Annotated in this window: 20 protein-coding genes and 3 tRNA genes; all 23 read left to right on the forward strand. The window is 42.0% G+C overall.

Annotation, left to right across the window (positions count from 1 at the left end; all coding sequences use genetic code 11):
- Positions 1-1338, forward strand: a complete 1338-nt coding sequence (dnaA, locus tag AAH944_RS00005) for a chromosomal replication initiator protein DnaA (protein WP_415535477.1) — start codon at positions 1-3, stop codon at positions 1336-1338.
- Positions 1339-1592: 254 nt separating this feature from the next.
- Positions 1593-2690 carry a DNA polymerase III subunit beta gene (gene dnaN, locus AAH944_RS00010; protein WP_415535478.1) on the forward strand — a complete coding sequence of 366 codons (1098 nt, stop codon included), beginning with the start codon at positions 1593-1595 and terminating at the stop codon, positions 2688-2690.
- A 21-nt stretch (positions 2691-2711) separates the two neighbouring features.
- Positions 2712-3809 (forward strand): DNA replication/repair protein RecF, encoded by a 1098-nt coding sequence (recF, locus tag AAH944_RS00015; RefSeq protein WP_415535479.1) that lies wholly within the window; start codon positions 2712-2714, stop codon positions 3807-3809.
- Between the two features lie 3 nt (positions 3810-3812).
- Positions 3813-4064 (forward strand): extracellular matrix regulator RemB, encoded by a 252-nt coding sequence (gene remB / locus AAH944_RS00020; RefSeq protein WP_415535480.1) that lies wholly within the window; start codon positions 3813-3815, stop codon positions 4062-4064.
- A 233-nt stretch (positions 4065-4297) separates the two neighbouring features.
- On the forward strand, positions 4298-6202 hold the full coding sequence (gene gyrB, locus AAH944_RS00025; protein ID WP_415537901.1) for a DNA topoisomerase (ATP-hydrolyzing) subunit B: 1905 nt from the start codon (positions 4298-4300) through the stop codon (positions 6200-6202).
- Positions 6203-6216: 14 nt separating this feature from the next.
- Complete coding sequence (gene gyrA / locus AAH944_RS00030; protein ID WP_415535481.1) at positions 6217-8685, forward strand: DNA gyrase subunit A; 2469 nt, start codon at positions 6217-6219, stop codon at positions 8683-8685.
- Positions 8686-8753: 68 nt separating this feature from the next.
- A complete protein-coding gene (gene pdxS / locus AAH944_RS00035) occupies positions 8754-9638 on the forward strand; it encodes a pyridoxal 5'-phosphate synthase lyase subunit PdxS (RefSeq protein ID WP_415535482.1) in 885 nt (294 codons plus the stop codon).
- Positions 9635-10225, forward strand: a complete 591-nt coding sequence (pdxT, locus tag AAH944_RS00040) for a pyridoxal 5'-phosphate synthase glutaminase subunit PdxT (RefSeq protein WP_415535483.1) — start codon at positions 9635-9637, stop codon at positions 10223-10225. Before pdxS ends, pdxT begins: the two co-directional genes overlap by 4 nt.
- 12 nt (positions 10226-10237) lie before the next feature.
- Positions 10238-11503: a serine--tRNA ligase gene (gene serS / locus AAH944_RS00045; RefSeq protein WP_415535484.1), complete on the forward strand. Its 1266-nt coding sequence runs from the start codon at positions 10238-10240 to the stop codon at positions 11501-11503.
- A gap of 147 nt (positions 11504-11650) precedes the next feature.
- Positions 11651-11739 (forward strand) — tRNA-Ser (locus AAH944_RS00050).
- Between the two features lie 12 nt (positions 11740-11751).
- Positions 11752-11830 (forward strand) — tRNA-Arg (locus AAH944_RS00055).
- Between the two features lie 155 nt (positions 11831-11985).
- On the forward strand, positions 11986-12441 hold the full coding sequence (gene tadA / locus AAH944_RS00060; protein ID WP_415535485.1) for a tRNA adenosine(34) deaminase TadA: 456 nt from the start codon (positions 11986-11988) through the stop codon (positions 12439-12441).
- Between the two features lie 40 nt (positions 12442-12481).
- Positions 12482-12570 (forward strand) — tRNA-Ser (locus tag AAH944_RS00065).
- Between the two features lie 246 nt (positions 12571-12816).
- A complete protein-coding gene (locus tag AAH944_RS00070) occupies positions 12817-13161 on the forward strand; it encodes a hypothetical protein (protein WP_415535486.1) in 345 nt (114 codons plus the stop codon).
- A 136-nt stretch (positions 13162-13297) separates the two neighbouring features.
- Positions 13298-13522 (forward strand): helix-turn-helix domain-containing protein, encoded by a 225-nt coding sequence (locus AAH944_RS00075; RefSeq protein ID WP_415535487.1) that lies wholly within the window; start codon positions 13298-13300, stop codon positions 13520-13522.
- Between the two features lie 15 nt (positions 13523-13537).
- Complete coding sequence (locus AAH944_RS00080; protein WP_415535488.1) at positions 13538-14218, forward strand: hypothetical protein; 681 nt, start codon at positions 13538-13540, stop codon at positions 14216-14218.
- Positions 14211-14621: a DUF6508 domain-containing protein gene (locus AAH944_RS00085; RefSeq protein WP_415535489.1), complete on the forward strand. Its 411-nt coding sequence runs from the start codon at positions 14211-14213 to the stop codon at positions 14619-14621. The genes AAH944_RS00080 and AAH944_RS00085 overlap by 8 nt, the downstream gene beginning before the upstream one ends.
- 14 nt (positions 14622-14635) lie before the next feature.
- Positions 14636-15616 carry a hypothetical protein gene (locus AAH944_RS00090; RefSeq protein WP_415535490.1) on the forward strand — a complete coding sequence of 327 codons (981 nt, stop codon included), beginning with the start codon at positions 14636-14638 and terminating at the stop codon, positions 15614-15616.
- Between the two features lie 2 nt (positions 15617-15618).
- Complete coding sequence (locus tag AAH944_RS00095) at positions 15619-16626, forward strand: hypothetical protein (protein WP_415535491.1); 1008 nt, start codon at positions 15619-15621, stop codon at positions 16624-16626.
- Positions 16627-16644: 18 nt separating this feature from the next.
- Positions 16645-16992, forward strand: a complete 348-nt coding sequence (locus tag AAH944_RS00100) for a hypothetical protein (protein WP_415535492.1) — start codon at positions 16645-16647, stop codon at positions 16990-16992.
- A 31-nt stretch (positions 16993-17023) separates the two neighbouring features.
- Entirely contained in the window at positions 17024-17860 is an 837-nt protein-coding gene (locus AAH944_RS00105) for a hypothetical protein (protein WP_415535493.1), read from the forward strand.
- A 73-nt stretch (positions 17861-17933) separates the two neighbouring features.
- Positions 17934-18818 (forward strand): hypothetical protein, encoded by an 885-nt coding sequence (locus AAH944_RS00110; protein WP_415535494.1) that lies wholly within the window; start codon positions 17934-17936, stop codon positions 18816-18818.
- Between the two features lie 303 nt (positions 18819-19121).
- Positions 19122-19625 (forward strand): hypothetical protein, encoded by a 504-nt coding sequence (locus tag AAH944_RS00115; RefSeq protein WP_415535495.1) that lies wholly within the window; start codon positions 19122-19124, stop codon positions 19623-19625.
- Positions 19626-19631: the final 6 nt, after the last annotated feature.

Raw genomic sequence — 19631 nt, forward strand, 5'->3', positions numbered from 1 at the left:
ATGTCTCCTAATATTATATATTTAAACGCTTTCTGGGAAAATATCCTTGAGAAATTGAAAGATGAATTATCTAAGCCCAGTTTTGAAACTTGGCTGTCTTCAACGAAGCTGGTTGATTTCTCCAACAATCGGCTGACCATCAGTGTTTCCAATGAGTTCGCAAAAGACTGGCTGGAAAGCAGGTATTCCTCGCTCGTTAAATCCACTGTTCAGAATTACCTGAATGCACCGGTTACTCTAAACTTTATTGCCGAGCAAGATCCGTCCGATCTTCCTCCAATAGAAACCCCTGGTGTTAATTTTGGCGTTTTGTCTCATTCCCTGAACCCAAAGTATACGTTTGATACTTTTGTAATCGGCAACGGGAATCGTTTTGCCCATGCCGCAGCACTTGCAGTTGCGGAATCTCCTGCTAAATCCTATAACCCTTTATTTGTCTACGGCGGCAGCGGGCTTGGCAAAACGCATCTAATGCATGCGATCAGCCATGTGATCAGCAAGAATTTTCCTTCGATGAAAATTCTCTATGTCACCGGCGAACAGTTCACGAATGAAATGATTGATTCTATCCGTTATGAAAGACAGGTCGAATTCCGGAACACTTACCGAAAAATTGACATCTTATTAATTGACGATATTCAGTTCCTGGCAGGCAAAGAAGGCACCCAGGAAGAATTCTTTCATACGTTTAACACTCTTTATGAGGCCAACAAACAAATTATTATTTCTTCAGACCGTCCCCCGAGAGAAATACCAACACTTGAGGAAAGACTTCGTTCGCGATTTGAATGGGGTTTAACAACTGATATTAATCCGCCTGACTACGAAACAAGAATTGCTATTTTACGCAAAAAAGCTGAGCTGGAAAATTTTATTGTACCTGATGAAATTATTATTTTTATTGCTTCCGAGATTCAATCCAATATCCGGGAGCTGGAAGGTGCCTTAAGTAAAATAACAGCTTACTGCATGCTCACTAACCAACCGATAACCGTTACCCTGGCAGAAGAGATATTGAAGGATATGATCCCGCAGAAAAACCAAAAATTGATTTCTCTTGATATGATTCAAAAAAGTGTTGCTGAACATTATAAGATGTCCATTCAGGAATTCAAACAGAAGAAAAGAACAAGAACCATTGCTTTTCCCAGACAAATTGCGATGTTCCTATGCCGCGAGATGACGGATCTTTCTTTGGAACAGATCGGTGACAAATTCGGAGGCCGGGATCATACGACAGTCATTCATGCCTGTGAAAAGATCAGTGAACTTAAAAAAAATGATCCGTTGGTTGAAAAGAGTATCAATGACATTATCAGTAAAATTAAATCAAGTTAGAACCTGATGAACCTTTATTTTATTTATTTAAACACACCTTATATTAAAAATTGTGGATATCTTTCCATCATTTCCACATGATATCAATACTTTTATCCAATCAGACAGAAACTATAATTAGCTTTTCAGATCCTTTTATCCACAATTTTTAACGCTATACTACTACGGTTACTACTAAATTAATATCTTATTATGAATAGTGAATAGTTATGTTATAATTTTGAATTGGAGTCAGAATACATAGGAGGTATCCGATGAAAATCTTATGCAAAAAGGAAGATTTGATTTTAGGAATCAACACTGTACAAAGAGCAGTGTCCTCTAAAAATACGCTTCCTATACTTCAAGGAGTCAGGCTGAGAGCAGAAAGACAAAACCTTTGGTTTGAAGCCACTGATCTGGAAATTGGCATCCGCTGCCAGGTTCCGGTCAATGTTCAGGAAGAAGGACAAGTTGTTTTACCGGCCAAGCTTTTTTCAGAAATTGCCAGGAAGCTTCCGGATACCGAAATTAAAATTGAAAGCACTGACAATAATATTAATATCTTTTACGATTCCTCTGATTTTGCGGTAAACGGATATGATCCTGAAGAGTATCCTGAGATTTCTGATATTGAATCCAATGAAAGTATTGAACTTCCGGCTTTACTTTTTAAAAGTATGATTCGTAAGACGATATTCGCCTGTTCAGTCGAAGAAACCAGACCTGTTTTTACCGGCGTGCTGCTTCAGGTGAATAAAGAAAATATAACACTTGTCGGAACAGATACGCACCGACTGGCACTCAGCAATGAAGTTTTGCATGGAAATCAGAAAGAGTTCAACGGGATTATTCCAGCCAAGACCTTGCATGAGATTTATAGGCTAATAGAAGATGATGACAGTATTTTAATCAGTTTTAACAATTCCAGAATTATTTTTAAATTTAACCAGGTTCAAATTGTCACCCGTCTGATTGAAGGACAGTTTCCAAGCTACAAACAGGTTATTCCGGCAACATGCAACACGAAACTTTTGATATATACTCGAAAATTGATGGATGCAGTAGAAAGAGCCTCTCTTTTATCCAAAGACAATTACTTGAAGACCAATACGGTCCGTTTTAATATTGAGAATTCCCATATTAACATCAATCATTTTTCGGAAATGGGTAAAGTATTTGAACAGCTCGAAGTAGAACAGAATGGAGAGGACGTTGCAATATCTTTTAATGCCAAGTATATCATCGACCTGCTTAAAGTTGTTGACACCGAAAACGTGGTTATGGAAGTTTCGGGATCATCTAGTCCCTGTATCTTCAGGCCCGAAAGTAATGATAAATACTTATGTTTAGTTCTACCGCTAAGAAATTAGCATGATGATTCGTGTTTAAACATGTATATTAAAGACTTATATTTGGTTAATTTCAGAAATTATAAAGAACAAAAGATTGACTTCCAGCCGGGAATCAACTTGCTAATGGGTTCCAACGGTCAGGGAAAAACGAATATCCTTGAAGGAATCGGGTATCTTATTAGCGGTAAATCGGCCCGCTGTAAGTCAGAAAATGATTTAATACGCTGGGGGGAGAAAAATTTTTATCTTTCAGGTTCTTTTCTAGTTTCAGAAAGGCTCTTCATGCTGGAGAGTTATTACGAAACCGGAAAAAAAGTCATGAAGATTAACCAATTGGCTTGTAAACGTCTTTCAGATTACGTTGGTACAGTCAATGGGGTTTCTTTTTATCCGGATGATTTAAATATTGTTAAAAAAGGACCCAACGAAAGAAGGCGTTTTATTGATCTGCTGATTGCCCAGATTAGACCTACGCATTTTGCCCTGCTCAATGCTTATTTAAGGGCTGTTCACCAGAAAAATATTCTTTTGAAAAACGAAAGAAATATTAATCTGTTAAGAATTCAGCTCCAGGCCTGGAATGAGCAAATTTGTGCGATCGGTTCCAAAATTATCATTAATCGATCTGAATTTACAGATAAACTGAATACCCACTGCAGAAAGATATTTCAAAGCATTTTTTCGGATGAGGACCATCTCGATATCGTTTATCAAGCCTTAGGAAAAAAGGATTTAGAGCAGGCTTTACAAAGCTTTCCGGAGATACTTGAGAAAAAAATGATGCAGGAAATTGAGAGAAAAGCTGTATTGTTCGGACCCCACCGCGACGAAATAATTATTTATCTGAATGGAAATGATACAAGAATATTTGCATCTCAAGGTCAGCAGCGTTCTCTGGTGCTCAGTTTAAAGCTGGCTGAAATGGAAATCATCCGGAATGAAAAAGATGAATATCCGATTTTACTGCTGGATGATGTTCTTTCTGAATTGGATGAATATCGGAGGGACTATTTAATTGAGTATATTAATACCCTGCAAAAACAGACGATCATCACTATGACTGGTGCAGATGACAGGATTGCGAATCAGAAAGCAGTGGTATATCAGGTATCTAATGGAAATATAAGGAGGAAATAGTTGATGTTTCTACACATCGGTAATAATATTATGGTGAGAAAAGACAAAATCATTCTGATCCTTGATTTGGATAAAGCAGGAAGCAACCAGATTTCCCGCAGTTTGTTAAATAAAATGATGAAAAAGGGAACCGTACAGAATATTACGGAAAAAGGAAAAGAGAAATCCTTTGTGATGACGGATTCGGAATATTATCTGTCTCCGATTTCTTCGTCAACGTTAATGAAAAGATCACAAAGTGGAAGTATTATTTAGTGTATTTGCAAATGTAAGTACTTTTTGATACAGCTAGACTGCTAGGACTTCTGCCAAAGGATTGGCGCCAGCCAAATTTTCTTTAAGGAAGACGATTCGTTGTTTTATTGACCTCCGGAAGCTGGGAGGTCTTCATATTTGAATGAAAGCAGATTTTATAGTATAATATTAAGGTTAAAGGATAAATTTGGGAGGGAACAGCTTTGCAAAATGAATCGGAATTAGCAAATCAAATGAATCCCGGATCTGATTATAATGCCGGCCAGATAGAAGTACTTGAAGGATTAGAAGCTGTTCGTAAGCGTCCCGGTATGTACATCGGTTCCACTAGCAGCCGTGGTTTGCACCATCTGGTTTATGAGATCGTTGACAATAGCATCGATGAGGCTATGGCTGGTTACTGCGATGAAATAGAAGTTATTATTCATCAGGGAGAGAGTATTACTGTTCAAGATAATGGACGCGGCATACCGGTTGATATGCATGCAAAGATGCAAAAGCCGGCAGTAGAAGTTGCTTTGACAGTATTGCATGCCGGCGGAAAATTTAATAACGAGGCTTATAAGGTCTCTGGTGGCCTGCACGGAGTCGGTATGAGCGTTGTTAATGCGCTTTCCGTTAATTTGCGTGTCGAGATCAAAAAAGATGGGAAAAAGTACAGCCAGGAATATTCCCGCGGCAAAACACTGACGGAACTCAAGGAAATCGGTATGTACCAAGGAAGATCCGGAACGATGATTACTTTCCAGCCTGATCCGGAAATCTTCGAAGATATCGTTTATGACTATGAAGTTCTGGCGCATCGTTTGAAGGAGCTTTCATTTCTGAATAAAAATGTCATGATTACTCTGATTGACGAGCGGAACGAGGCCAAAGATGTCTATAATCACAATAATGGGCTGATTGATTTTGTAGAATATTTAAATAAAAATAAAGATCCGATTCATCAGAAAGCGATTGTATTTGAGACGGAGAAAGATAATACAAAGGTTGAGATCGCCCTTCAGTATAACGAAAGCTATACCGAAACCCTGTTTTCTTATGCTAATAATATCAATACTACAGAAGGCGGCACGCATGAAGCAGGTTTTAAAGCTGCTTTAACCAGGGTAGTGAATGACTATGCGCGCAAAAACAATATTTTAAAAGGCAATGAGAATAACTTAAGTGGTGAGGATGTCAGAGAAGGCCTCACAGCTATTATTTCGGTTAAAATAATGGAACCTCAGTTTGAAGGACAGACGAAGACCAAGCTGGGCAATAGTGAAGTAAGATCCATTGTCGATAGCGTGGTTGGCGAAGGTTTATCCACCTTTTTTGAAGAAAATCCGGCCGTTGCCAAAAAGATTGTTGAAAAAGGCTTGCAGGCTACCCGAGCAAGGCTTGCTGCCCGCAAGGCCAGAGACCTCACGCGCAGAAAAAGTGCGCTGGAAAGTACTTCTTTGCCGGGTAAACTGGCTGACTGCACCTGGAAAGATCCAAGGTACTGTGAAATGTACATTGTTGAAGGAGACAGCGCCGGCGGCTCAGCCAAACAAGGAAGAAATCAAAAATTCCAGGCAATTCTGCCGTTGCGTGGAAAAATTCTGAACGTCGAAAAAGCCCGCTTGGACAGGATCCTGGGAAATGCAGAAATCAGAGCAATGATCACAGCGCTTGGTACCGGAATATCTGAAGATTTTGATATTGAAAAAGCCCGTTATCATAAAGTTGTAATTATGACAGATGCTGATGTCGATGGAGCACATATTAGAATTCTCTTACTGACATTCTTTTACAGGTTTATGAAACCTCTTATTGATAATCATTATGTATATATTGCTCAGCCGCCGCTTTTTAAAATTAAAAACGGAAAACAAATACAATATGCTTATAATGATCAGGAGCTTAGCAAAGTTCTTGATACCGTCGGCAGAGAAAAGACAGAAATTCAACGCTATAAAGGTCTAGGTGAAATGAATCCCGAACAGCTTTGGGAGACAACGATGGATCCGGAATCCCGGACCATGCTCGTGGTACAAATGGAAGATGCCATGAAAGCGGATGAGTTGTTCACGATGCTGATGGGTGATAAAGTGGAGCCTCGCAAGGAATTTATTCAAAAATATGGCAAGGATGTACGAAATCTGGATGTTTAAAGGAGCGTTGATTCATGTCTATGGAACTTTTTAACGGCAAAGTTTTGCCCATTGAGATTTCAGATGAATTAAAAAAATCGTTTATAGATTATTCCATGAGCGTTATTGTCAGCAGGGCCTTGCCTGATGTACGCGACGGCTTGAAACCGGTTCATCGCAGAATTCTTTATGCGATGAATGAGTTAGGGATGCACCCGAATAAAGGTTATAGCAAATCGGCCCGACTGGTCGGAGATTGCATGGGTAAATTTCATCCGCATGGAGATTCTTCGATCTATGATGCGGCTGTCAGGCTGGCTCAGAATTTTTCCAGCCGTTATCCTTTAATTGACGGACATGGCAACTTTGGTTCCATCGATGGCGATTCAGCGGCTGCCATGCGTTATACAGAGATGAAGATGGCTCCGCTGGCTACGTATATGCTGGCTGATATTGATAAGGATACCGTCAATTTTAGTCCAAACTATGATGAAAGAGAAAAAGAGCCGGACGTTTTGCCGGCGAAATTTCCGAATCTATTGGTTAACGGTTCTTCCGGAATTGCTGTCGGGATGGCCACGAATATACCGCCGCACAATCTGGGCGAAGTCATCGATGGCGTAGTATATTTGATGGACAGTGAGGATAACGAAGACGGAGCACCTCGACCTGGAATCAGAGATCTGATGAAATTTATTAAAGGACCTGATTTTCCGACCGGTGCCCAAATCATGGGCACGGAAGGAATCATCAGCGCGTACACGACTGGCAGGGGATCAATCAAGGTCCGGGCGAAGGCCAATATCGAAAAAATCGAAAAAAATGGGAAAATGCAGATCGTTGTTACGGAAATTCCGTATGTGGTCAATAAGTCCCGGCTGATTGAAAAGATAGCTGAACTTGTTCAGGAAAAGAAAATCGAAGGTATTACCGATTTGCGCGATGAGACCACAATGAAAGGGATTCGTATTGTGATTGAACTGCGCAGGGATGTTACACCTCAGGTCATTCTGAATCAGTTGTATAAGCATACCCAGATGGAAGATAGCTTCGGGATCAATATGCTGGCGCTGGTTGACAATACCCCGAAAGTACTCAACCTGCAGGAAATTCTGGAATATTTTATCAAACACCAAAAGGAAGTTATTGTCCGGCGCAGCCGGTTTGAACTGAAGAAAGCAGAAGATGAGGCACATATTGTTGAAGGACTGCGCAAGGCGCTGGACTATATCGATGAAGTCATTGAGATCATTCGTTCTTCCAAGGATGATGACATCGCCAAAGCCAAACTGATCCTGCGCTTTGATTTCAGCGACAGACAGGCCCAGGCGATTATGGACATGCGCTTAAAGCGCCTGACTGGTTTGGAACGTGAAAAACTGGATGCCCAGTATCAAAGGCTGATGGATGAGATTGCTTACCTGACGGCAGTTTTGAATTCGGACAAAATGGTTCGTGGAATTATTAAAACTGAACTGAAGGAAATCAGGGATAAATTTGCGGACCCGAGACGTTCAGAAATTACCTTTGATGCGACGAAGATGGAAATTGAAGATCTGATCGCGGATGAGGACGTCGTAATTACGGTCACACACAGAGGGTATATCAAAAGACTGCCCTTAAACACCTATCACAGTCAGAGAAGAGGTGGACGTGGTGTCAACGGCATGTCTACCGGAGAAAATGATTTTGTGGAGAGCCTGTTTATTGCCTCGACACATCATCATATTCTTTTCTTCACTTCACGTGGCAAGGTTTACCGTCTACGGGCGCATGAAATACCTGAGGCAAGCCGGACCGCTAAAGGGACTGCGATTGTGAACCTTTTGAGTCTTGCGCAGGATGAAAAAGTCACTGCGACGATTGCTGTCAAGGAGTTTAAAGACCAATTCAACCTGCTGACAGCAACGAAAAACGGGATTGTCAAAAAGACTTCGCTCCAGGATTACGACACAAAAAGAAGTGATGGCTTGATTGCGCTGACGCTGGATGAAAATGACGAACTGATCGGCGTGCGCCTCACGAAACAAGATGATGATGTCGTGATTGCAACCCGTCTGGGCTTGGCGATTCGTTTCTCTGAGGAAGATGTCAGAGCCATGGGACGGACAGCCCGCGGCGTAAGAGGAATCTCTCTCAGGAAAGATGATTATGTCATTGCCATGGATGTCGTGGATAAAACCGCTAGTGATTTGGAATTGCTGACCGTTACCGAGAATGGCTTTGCTAAACGAAGCGAACTCAGTGAATTCCGGATCCAGGGACGTGGTGGCAAAGGCATTATCGGGCACAGAGTCACTTCTAAGACTGGGCCTCTGGCCGCCGTCAAGGTCGTCACCGCCGATCAAGAACTGATGGTCATTACCGATGAAGGTATTGTGATCCGTCAGGAAGTCAGCGGCATCTCCGTCCAGGGGAGATCGGCCCAGGGAGTCACTGCCATGAGAACCGGTGAAAGCAAGGTCGTGGCCGTAGCTAAATTTGTAAGCAAAGAAGAAGAATAAACGATTAATAAAATGATGTTAACAGGGAACAATAGGACGATTAACAGATCTATTAGGAGGAATCATTCATGGTTGAGGTAGCTTCATGGAAAGTAAAAACAGGCTTGGCGGAGATGTTAAAAGGCGGCGTCATTATGGATGTCACAACACCCGAGCAGGCAAAAATAGCGGAGGAAGCCGGGGCCTGTGCAGTTATGGCCCTGGAAAGAGTGCCCTCTGATATCCGGGCAGCAGGCGGTGTGGCAAGAATGGCCGATCCGACCATTGTTAAAAAAATCATGGAGGCTGTAACCATTCCAGTTATGGCTAAAGCAAGAATCGGACACTTTGTCGAAGCCCGGATCCTGGAAGCACTTGGCGCGGATTACATCGATGAGAGCGAAGTTCTGACTCCTGCCGACGACCTTTATCACATTGACAAGCATAATTTTAAAGTTCCATTTGTCTGCGGTGCGCGCAATCTCGGTGAAGCCCTGCGTCGGATTGGCGAGGGTGCCGCGATGATCCGCACCAAAGGTGAGCCCGGAACAGGCAATGTGGTTGAGGCAGTGCGTCATATGCGGACGGTTATGGCCGATATCCGCCGTCTGACCACCATGCCGAAAGAGGAACTGATGACCGCAGCCAAGGAAATGGCCGCACCCTACGATTTGGTTCTATATGTTGCCGAACACGGCAAACTGCCGGTTGTAAATTTTGCCGCAGGCGGAATCGCAACACCGGCTGATGCGGCCCTCATGATGCAGCTGGGTTGCGACGGTATTTTTGTTGGCTCCGGCATATTTAAATCCTCTGAACCAGCCAAGAGAGCCAGAGCGATCGTTCTCGCAACCACCCATCACAATGATCCGGACATGCTGGCCAAGCTTTCTGAAGAAATCGGTGAAGCAATGCCAGGTCTGGAGATTTCCTCGATTGCTCCGGAGGAAAGAATGCAGGATCGGGGCTGGTGAGCATGAAAAAGAAGATTGGTGTCCTGGCTATCCAGGGCGCTTTTCGCGAGCACTGCAGATCTTTGGAAAAACTTGGAGTTGGAGGAGTTGAAGTCCGCAGCGTCGATGATTTAAAAGAAATCAGCGGACTGATTATTCCCGGCGGGGAAAGCACAGCCATTGGCAAGCAGCTCGAAATTGACGGTTTTGGCGACAAAATTGCAGAAATGGCTGGTGAAGGTTTCCCCATTTTTGGGACATGCGCCGGCATGATTCTGCTCAGTAAAAGAATTGACCAGAGTAGCCAGTATTCTTTGGGGCTTCTGGATATTTCCGTCAAACGAAATGCTTTTGGCCGGCAGATTGCGAGTTTTGAAGCGGATATCCCGGTTAAGGGACTAAAAGGCGGAAATTTGCGGGCCGTATTCATCCGCGCGCCGTATGTGACGGAAGCAGGTCCGGAGGTGGATGTGCTGGCCGCATATGCCGGAAAGATTGTCTTGGTCCAGGATGATCATATTCTGGCCAGCGCGTTTCATCCCGAGCTTACCGACGATACCAGAATTCATGAATATTTCATTAACATCGTTGATCAGTATCGAAAATAGGAGGGGCCCGTTATGCTCGATCTAAAATTTGTGCGCAGCAATCCCGAGATTGTCAAAGAAGCGTTAGCGAAACGCTGTGCCGATATCAACCTGGATGATTTTTTGCGCCAAGAGGAAAAAAGACGGCAAATCTTATTTGAGGCGGAAAATCTGAAAGCGGAACGCAATAAGGTATCTGAAGAAGTTGCCCGGCGAAAGAAAAGCGGGCAGGATGCCGAGGAGCTGATCCTTCAAATGCGTGAGGTTGGTCAGAACATCAAAACGCTGGATGACAGTTTAAACGAGATCGAGCAAAAAATGCTGGAAGTACTCTATTTGATCCCGAATATTCCCGATGCATCTGTTCCGGTTGGTAAAGATGAAAATGATAACATCCAAGTCCGCAAATGGGGTGAACCCAGGAAGTTTGAATTTCAGCCGCTGGCCCACTATGAGCTGGGGGAAAAACTTGATATTTTGGATTTTGCCCGGGCCGGCAAAGTAACCGGGACTCGATTTACGTTCTACAAAGGGCTCGGAGCGCGCCTGGAAAGAGCCTTGATCAATTTTATGATGGACAGGCATGCCGCCAAAGGCTATACGGAGGTCTTTCCGCCGTTTATGGTCAACCGGCAGTCTATGTTTTCCACCGGCCAGCTGCCCAAATTTGAAGAAGACGCTTTTAAAGTAGAAAAAACTGATTATTTTCTGATTCCTACAGCGGAGGTACCGGTCACCAATATTTACAGAGATGAGATCCTTGAAGCAGATATGCTTCCGATTAGATTTTGTGCCTACAGCGCGTGTTTCCGCGCCGAAGCCGGAGCGTCCGGGAGGGATACCCGCGGGCTGATCCGCCAGCATCAGTTTAATAAGGTCGAGCTTGTCAAATTCTCCCTTCCGGAGAATTCCTTCCAGGAGTTGGAGATGCTGACCGCAGATGCTGAAGCGATTTTGCAGGAACTGGAACTTTCTTACCGCGTTATTGTTTTATCCACCGGCGATCTTGGATTCAGCTCTGCTAAAACGTACGACATTGAAGTATGGCTGCCAAGCTTTAATCTGTACAGGGAAATATCTTCCTGCAGCAATTTTAATGATTTTCAGGCCAGAAGAGCGAATATTCGTTTTCGGCGCGGACCTAAGGAAAAACCGGAGTTTGTGCATACCTTAAACGGCAGCGGACTGGCCATCGGCAGGACCGTATCGGCTATTCTGGAGAACTATCAGGAAGAAGACGGTAGAATCAGGATTCCGAAAGCACTGGTTCCATACATGGGCACGGAATTTATCGGTTAGATTAGAATAAAGTTTTTTTGATTAATGCTAAGAGCATTAATGTAATTAGATTATTATATTGTTTGTTGCTTCATTGTTTAAAATTGGCGCAAACAGCTTCTTGTTTAGTTATAAAGTTTATGTTATACTATCTATCGTCTTACTGCTGGAGGGGTGTCCGAGCGGTTTAAGGAGCCGGTCTTGAAAACCGGTGACTCCGAAAGGGGCCGTGGGTTCGAATCCCACCCCCTCCGCCATGCAATCCATATGGCCTCGTAGCTCAGGTGGATAGAGCGGGGGTTTCCTAAACCCTGTCTTGCGGGGGTTCGAGTCCTCCCGGGGCCACCATCATATCGCAAAGGTTTTAAGGCCTTTTTTTATCAGATTTGCCGTTGCGAACGGTAGAAGTACTCGTACTATTTCAATCCTGAATCTGTATTTCCTGTCCAGCATATTTTTATTCTTCTACGGATCTGGCAGGATGGTATTCGAGGCTGAGAGAAATGAAACATGAAGATTGGATGAGACTTGCGCTTGACCAAGCCCAAAAGGCTTATGACTGCAATGAGATTCCGGTTGGCGCGCTCGTTATCGTGAATCAGCAAATTCTATCTGTCGCCTTCAATGAAAAAGAGCAGAAACAAGACCCGACAGGACATGCCGAAATCCTCGCCATCCGGCGAGCAGCCGAGGCGATGGGTCACTGGAGGCTGACGGATGCGACGTTGTATGTCACCCTGGAACCCTGCCCGATGTGTGCCGGCGCGATTCTTCAAGCTAGGCTCAAACACCTGGTCTACGGAGCGACGGATGCCAAAGGCGGCGCTGTTGAGTCCGTGATGAATGTACTGAACAGAAACTGCTGGAATCACAAAGTTGAAGTCACGGCAGGCGTCTTGGAAGAAGAATGCTCAGTACTGTTAAAACAATATTTCCGGGAAAAACGTACCAAAGCCTAAAGCAAAACCCTATAGGTTTTAAAAATATTATATTTATCATGGAGAAGTAGCGAAGTGGTCATAACGCGCCGCACTCGAAATGCGGTTGTCCGCGAGGGCACGTGGGTTCGAATCCCACCTTCTCCGCCATCAATTTAGGTGAATATAGATGCCATGCGGTCAAAGCCGCATGGCATCTGCCTTTTCGGGGGCTTTTACCCTCGTTTTTTTGTCCCTCAGTTTCATAGATGACATCGAGCTTCTTTGACATACTGTAGGGATTCGAACCCTAGTTTGGATTTTAATCTATGAAATGGTTAATATGTTTCCTTATATGGCCCATTCCGCGAAAAGGAAGCAATCCTGCCTCTATTGCGAGAGAATATAGAGAGTAGCTTGGAGGAAGTCACATCAAATCAGATTGCAGCGATTGATGAACAGATGAAATCAATGCAGCAGGAGCTATTGGCAACCGTTAATTCAAAGAATACCGGTGATGAGCTAGGTATGGAGATTAGAAGGCTACGTGATGAGAAGCAGGCCATTCAAAATGAGCAGGCATCCCGACAGGATCTGAAAACACGAATCGATGAGATGATGCGTTTCCTTAACGACCTGCCTTGCGAGCTGACTGAATACGATGAAGATTATTTGCGGACTCTCTTGGAAAAGATAACGATTTACGACAACCACATCATTGTTGAATTCAAATCAGGTATCGAAATACAAATTAACGAATAATTAAGCAATGCTAAATCACCCGCAGCTCATGTGTCAGAGTTGCGGGTTTCGTTGTTTGTAAACATTTTATGTGTAAATATTGTTAATTGAAACCAAATGGTTTACAATGTTCCTATTGAAGTTTGGAGGAATTATAATGAAAACTTCGGACATGATACGACAGCTTTGTGAACAAATGAATATCAGCGTTTCCGAATTGGCTAGACGGTTAGGCCAGTCCCCACAGAACTTCGGGAAGAAGCTGAAGCGTGAGACTATTACCTTAGAAGAACTTAAGGCCATAGCAGATGTGATGAATGTTAAGTTTGAACAGACTTTTATTCTGCCCGATGGCAATGAAATAAAGACAGGAAATGAGTAAAGGAGGCGGCCTAATATGATGATTAGCCCGGAAGGATACTACGAAGAGTATCTTGAAGGAAAAACTAAAGAACAGATTTTGACCGTTATACGTGGGCTTAAGCAAGAAATAGGTTGTCTTAAAAATACAATGGAAAGCCCGGACTATGGCGTAAAGCCTATTATGCATCCGAGTGAAGATACGCGCCTTCACTGGACTCGTGAATATTTGGAAAGAGCCAAGCAAGCCTATGCTGAAGCTGGTGGAACTTATACCTTATCAAAGTCAGAAGAAAAGGTTATTGACTTTGATGCAAATATGGATGCCATCTGCAAGATTACCTTTAGCATTGGCGGTTTCTTTGGTGGCTACCGTAGTTATGTTGTAGAACTATCAGATGGATTGAAAGCCTATTCAAAATTATGGGAAGATGATGAACCACTTTTATTATTAGATGATGATAATAAGGAGCCATTTACAAAGGATACTTTCATAGCCGCACTTAAGTATCTTCACATCGGTGAATGGCGCAGAAGATATTCAACTAAGCGCTTCGGATACACTGTGTGTGATGGTACGCAGTGGGAGTTGGAATTTGAATATAACAATGGCCATAGACCGGTAAGGTTTGATGGTGATAACTCATACCCGTATAACTTCGATAAGTTCCAGATGTTATTTGGCATTGACGATACCGAGGAGGACGAGGATGAGTAAATTCGATATTTTGACAAAATACATACTTATAATCCAGGCGGATAGCATCGGTGAATGGGCTGTTGATAAAGAAAACGATGGAACACCGGAGCATCCGATACAGATGCCCTTTGTGGGTTATTCCGAAATGGTACATAACTTCATCGACGATGTTTACACCTTTGAAGAAAGTAATAAAGATATGGAGCTTACCCGTTATGGAGATATTCTAAAAGATAACGGCCTTGAATGGGGTACGGAATCTATGAAGAATGCTGACGTTTCAAATTTGAATGCACAGTGTGTGCTTGCGCTTATAATGGGTGCTGTTAGAGCCGAGCGTTTTTGCGATGGAGCATTATTAGATTTCTTTAAGAGTGGATGCATATTGAAGTGGCTTGAAAGATTAAACAATATTGAGTAAAGGGGGGGTTAAAATTGGATATAGACAAGATGAAAGCTCTATCGTATGAGGAACTGCGTGTTTTATATAGGAACTTCCTACATAGCCAGAACATTTCAAAATTAACAATCAATACTGCTTATGTGGACACCTTCTACCTTTGGAGGAAAGGGAGCAAAGAGTTGTTCTGGAATGCGGTGATCGCTGCTAATTTTGAGAATACGGCAAAGGAGGCATTAATAAAGGCTCTTTCTGAGAACTCAACCGGTAATGTTAAATCACTTGTTAATAGTTACTTATCTCAGCTAAGAAGGTTCCGGTTATTCTTAGCTTCTGATAGAACTGCCGAGTCAACTATGCCTAAGCAGGAGAAGACTGCTAATCGTACATATACTCGTAAAAAGAAAATGGACGTTGATGTTCCTGATCCATCAATTGAGCAGGTTGAGTTTTATCTTGAAAAGTGGGACGGCCTTGAGAACTATCACCTGCAGGAGGATGCACTTAATAAACTGTTCTTTGAGCTATGCCCGAAGAATACAGACGTTATCGATGTTCTTTTGAAGGCATCAACGCTTAACGACTTTTATAGCACTAACATTTTCTCAATCTATCCGGTGGCTAAACGCATATGCGATCTGGATATTGATGCGAGACTTAAGGCCGGTGATGTTACCTTGGTTAGAGATATCCAGTATGTAACTATTGGTGATACAGAGAAGAATTTTTACTCTTTTGCCTCAAAGTATTGTAGCCATCACAATCATCTCGATTATCCGATTTATGATAGCTACGTAGATGAGGTGCTTCGCTTTTTTAGAAATCGTGACAGCTTCTCCGATTTCCAAGATGCCGATTTGAAGGACTATGTTAAATTCAAAGGTATACTGATTGATTTTCGTGCCTTCTATAGCTTGGATAAATATAACCTGAAGCAAATCGACCAGTATGTTTGGCTGCTTGGGAAGGATTACTTCCCTAAGAACTACAGAAAGAAAAAGAGAGGAGACAAGTAGTTATGAAGATACATTATTTCCAGAGATACCATGAGAAAGAAAATGTTGCTACTGCAAATACGATGTTGCTATTGTCTCGGCTTTATTCATATTCTTCAGATAAGTTCTTTCGCTTTTTGAAATCCGAGTTCTTTTCTGACGCCTTTGAACCAGAGATTGTTTTCAATCTTCAGGAAAAAAGTGTTGAGAGTATCCCGGATGCTACTATTACTCAGGAAAGCTTTAAAATTGTTGTTGAGACAAAAATGTCTGACTGGTTTTATACAGATCAGTTGCTGCGCCATTTGAAGTCTTTCAGTGATGAAAAATATAAGGTAATGATTACTTTAGCACCGGAGTTGATGAATCCAGAAAAGAAGAAAGAATTCGAAGAGCATCTGAAGGAATACAACGCCACACAGACGTATCCGGTAATGCACGTTAATACTGTCTTCGAACGGATTGTCGATGCAATACGTGATGTTATTGATGACAGAGATTATGAAATGCAGGAGGTTTTGGACGATTACCTAAATTACTGCTATAACGATAAGCTCATCATTGTTTCTGATTCATGGAAGCGCATGAGAGTGCAACTGGCAGGTACCACATTTAATTTTAATGTTAGTGAAAATCTTTACTATGACAATATTGAACGTGGATTTAGTGCACATGACTATCTTGGGCTGTATAAAGAAAAAAGCGTAAGAGCCGTTGGAAAAATCATTGCAATCATTACAGCAGTTACTACGGAAGATGGCATTGAGTATAAAGCTGAACTTGGAAAATTGACCGATGACAGAAAGCAGCAGATAGTCAGAGCTATAGAAGATGGAAAGAACTATGGATATGTAATGACCGGTGAAAGATATTTCTTTGTTGATAAATTCTACGAGACAGATTTCAAGAAGATAACGCCTAGAGCACCAATGGGTACACGAGTATTTGATTTATCACAAGTTCTGGAGACAGAGAATTTACCTGAAACACAGGAAATCGCTGAACTTCTTAAGACTAAGACATGGGGTTAATTATTGGAGGGAACGGATATGTATTTGGGTTCATTGGAAGAACGCCGAGCTAGAGGCAATGAAATAAAACTTGTAACTGCTGCTTTGTATGAAGCAAAAGTTAAGGACGAAGAAATCCTGCGAGTATTGATGAAAGTATGTGATGCAGATAGAGAGGAAGCAACTAATGCGTTTCTTAATGAAAAGTTCAAGTTGTATCCTTGTAGAGAATTGTATCATTACCTGATTCTAGAAAAAGGCTTTGAAGAACATGACGCTGATGTGTTTATACACAATAAAGCTATACGCGTGTTGGCTGACAACAGGGAGCTAAGTAAATTATCACCAGCTAAATTGTTTGACGCTATTAATAAGACTAATAAATAGTGGATGAAGAGTAAAAGTTTGAGGTGTTCATATGCTTACTATTGAGGAATACATTGCCCGAAGGAAAAAAGAAGATAAACTTAATGAGTTTGACCTTGATGTACGCACTCAAAACATGAAAATTTGTGTTGATTATGTATTTGAGTACTTTAACAACTATCTGAATACTACAGAAGCTGATGAAAAAACTGTACTACATAATGAAAAGCTGGAGAAGTATCGTAAACAGCTTAGGGAGTATGAGTCTGAAGTTAGGGAATGGGTTGTCGGCATATATAATGAGTATGGGAAGCAAATACATAGATATATTGGAAACATTATGAAGGAGAACGAGCTGTTCTTTTTGTATGATTCTGACAGTGAATTTAGAAATGCGTCATATGATTGCTACTCAAGGCTTATTAAAAAGTTTTCGTTCCTCAAGGATCAGACAGAAATGTTATTTCTTTTTATTAAAGACTATCACAGGGTTGAGAGTGAACAGCGGTTTGGCTTTGGGATACCATCAATATCGGAAGAAATAACGGATTGGGTCGATAAGACCTGGGCAAAACACCAGGTTAATCTTCTTGCTTTTGCTTACGACTGGATAAATAGTTTTTATGAAAATGAGGATATTTGGCCTTCAACACATAGAAAGAAGAGCCAATATACTTGGAGAAAGTATGATTACGATTATAAGCAGAAAAGTAATCTCTTTAACCTGGATTCACTGTATAGAAAGATGCCGAAGAAATCATTTGTCAAAGGTAGGAAGCAAGAATTAGAAATTCTATTTATGTACTATTGGCTTCATGACATGGAAGGCGATAATGATTATTGGCAGGAGTATTTAGAGACAGTCTTGCCAGCTTTAAAAAAGGAATAGAAAAAACAATGAAGTTATCCAAACTTCTGATATAATTTCAACTATTTAATTACTTTGTTTAGGTGGTGATGTAATGTATAAATTAAAAAAGTGTGCTCTATGTGGTGCAGAGACTGACTTGGAGTTGAGCCACATCGTTCCGAAAATGGTTATGCGGACACTTAAGAAAACCGCCGCAGGCAACATCCGGAATTCTGAAAATCCGAATATCCCTGCCCAGGATAGCGAAAAGCATTATATGCTCTGTGGGAACTGTGAGGATTTATTCAGTGAAAAAGAGACGTACTTTGCAAACACTCTCTTTCACCCATATATAAAAAAGGAAAAGACGAAATTTGATTACGACAGCAAGCTTTTCTATTTCCTCACATCCTTGAGCTGGAGAAGCCTTTACTTAGATCTGATCGACTTCACAGAAAACCATGTGGTCGGCATTGATGCCTTGGAACACTTAATATCTTGTGAAAAGATTATGAGAGAATATCTGCTTAACAGCCGGAACAATATCGAAGCTATCGAGCATCATATATTTTTCTTTGAGGAAATAAGAGAAATCACAGGCAATACTGAGATGGCCGAGTTAAGACCACATTTAACATTCCACAGGGGCATAATCAGCTATACCTTTTGCTTCGAGGATGATGGAACATATGGAACTATTACAAATATGATGGGTATTGTACTCATTACCCTTTATAAAAAAGGAAGTCGAGAAAATTGGGAAAGGACACAAATTCTAAACGGTATTGGCAGTATCGAAGCAAAAGACCAGCGAATAACCAGTGTAGTCGGAAACGAATTCACGAACATCCTAAAATCAGCTCAGGCTGCCTCGAGCTCCATAAGTGAAAAGCAAATGGGAAAAATCGTTGAGAACCTAAAAAGTAAGGCAGACAAAATAAAAGACTATCCGGTATTCCAAGATTGGCTGAGCGACCGTGAATTGTATAAGAAATAAGGAGTAACGTTGATATGTTCCCCTTCGGGAGGATGACCCGTCAACTTATGGTGATGTAACGCTAATGGATAAAAGAACAATTTTGTTTAATAACATAACGGTTTGTAAGCGCAGTGGATTAGACAAAGAAAAAAATCCAATGGAATATTACAATGTTCCAAAATACTAAATTCCAATTCATCTATAAATTAAAAAATAATGAATCCTGAAAAGCAGCGGGGAGTATTTTCTAACAAAGATACCCCCGCTTTTTTTTATGCCCTTTTTTAGGGCTCAAACTCAAAAAGAATGGAGGAAACCAAAATGGCAAACGAAACAATGCGCATCTTCTTACCGCTGACGATCTTCACCTATCCTCAGTATAACTGCTCGGAGGATGAGCGAGAGGACATTTCATCCAGGGAAGCGGTGGCATATGAGGATCAAATCCTCGCTGCTATTGCAAAGGAGAACCGTCACTTTGAAAATGACAGGGGTCTCGCCGAGTACATCTATGACGAAGCTCTCAAGGGAAAGGTGTATAGCCTGATCCCATCTGTGGAGATTGTCGACGGCGAGCTGTGGGGCGTTATGACCGCAGGGCTTAAAGAACCCCTCTCTGGCGAAGAAACAGCCGGGCTGTTAGAATTTGTGACTGGTCAGGCGAGTGACGATTATGGCGAAGGATTTGAACAGCGTCCAATTAAAACGTCGGACGGCGAGGTCTACGTCAGCTTCTGGAATCATGAAAACTATTCTCTCAAGCTTGAACAGGATATGAAAAACAATTCACCTAACCTCGGATACGGAGGCCCGGTGATGCGATGAATGAAA

Source organism: Dehalobacter sp. CP, from assembly GCF_047652685.1.
Classification (GTDB): Bacteria; Bacillota; Desulfitobacteriia; order Desulfitobacteriales; family Syntrophobotulaceae; genus Dehalobacter.

Excerpts from the sequence above, each read along its gene's own strand:
- AAH944_RS00105 (WP_415535493.1), top strand. The coding sequence starts at position 17,024 with ATGCTTACTATTGAGGAATACATTGCCCGAAGGAAAAAAGAAGATAAA.
- tadA (WP_415535485.1), top strand. The coding sequence starts at position 11,986 with ATGAAACATGAAGATTGGATGAGACTTGCGCTTGACCAAGCCCAAAAG.
- remB (WP_415535480.1), top strand. The coding sequence starts at position 3,813 with ATGTTTCTACACATCGGTAATAATATTATGGTGAGAAAAGACAAAATC.
- AAH944_RS00085 (WP_415535489.1), top strand. The coding sequence starts at position 14,211 with ATGAGTAAATTCGATATTTTGACAAAATACATACTTATAATCCAGGCG.
- AAH944_RS00100 (WP_415535492.1), top strand. The coding sequence starts at position 16,645 with ATGTATTTGGGTTCATTGGAAGAACGCCGAGCTAGAGGCAATGAAATA.
- dnaA (WP_415535477.1), top strand. The coding sequence starts at position 1 with ATGTCTCCTAATATTATATATTTAAACGCTTTCTGGGAAAATATCCTT.
- AAH944_RS00110 (WP_415535494.1), top strand. The coding sequence starts at position 17,934 with ATGTATAAATTAAAAAAGTGTGCTCTATGTGGTGCAGAGACTGACTTG.
- AAH944_RS00075 (WP_415535487.1), top strand. The coding sequence starts at position 13,298 with ATGAAAACTTCGGACATGATACGACAGCTTTGTGAACAAATGAATATC.
- serS (WP_415535484.1), top strand. The coding sequence starts at position 10,238 with ATGCTCGATCTAAAATTTGTGCGCAGCAATCCCGAGATTGTCAAAGAA.
- recF (WP_415535479.1), top strand. The coding sequence starts at position 2,712 with ATGTATATTAAAGACTTATATTTGGTTAATTTCAGAAATTATAAAGAA.
- pdxS (WP_415535482.1), top strand. The coding sequence starts at position 8,754 with ATGGTTGAGGTAGCTTCATGGAAAGTAAAAACAGGCTTGGCGGAGATG.
- AAH944_RS00115 (WP_415535495.1), top strand. The coding sequence starts at position 19,122 with ATGGCAAACGAAACAATGCGCATCTTCTTACCGCTGACGATCTTCACC.
- AAH944_RS00080 (WP_415535488.1), top strand. The coding sequence starts at position 13,538 with ATGATGATTAGCCCGGAAGGATACTACGAAGAGTATCTTGAAGGAAAA.
- gyrA (WP_415535481.1), top strand. The coding sequence starts at position 6,217 with ATGTCTATGGAACTTTTTAACGGCAAAGTTTTGCCCATTGAGATTTCA.
- gyrB (WP_415537901.1), top strand. The coding sequence starts at position 4,298 with ATGAATCCCGGATCTGATTATAATGCCGGCCAGATAGAAGTACTTGAA.
- AAH944_RS00095 (WP_415535491.1), top strand. The coding sequence starts at position 15,619 with ATGAAGATACATTATTTCCAGAGATACCATGAGAAAGAAAATGTTGCT.
- dnaN (WP_415535478.1), top strand. The coding sequence starts at position 1,593 with ATGAAAATCTTATGCAAAAAGGAAGATTTGATTTTAGGAATCAACACT.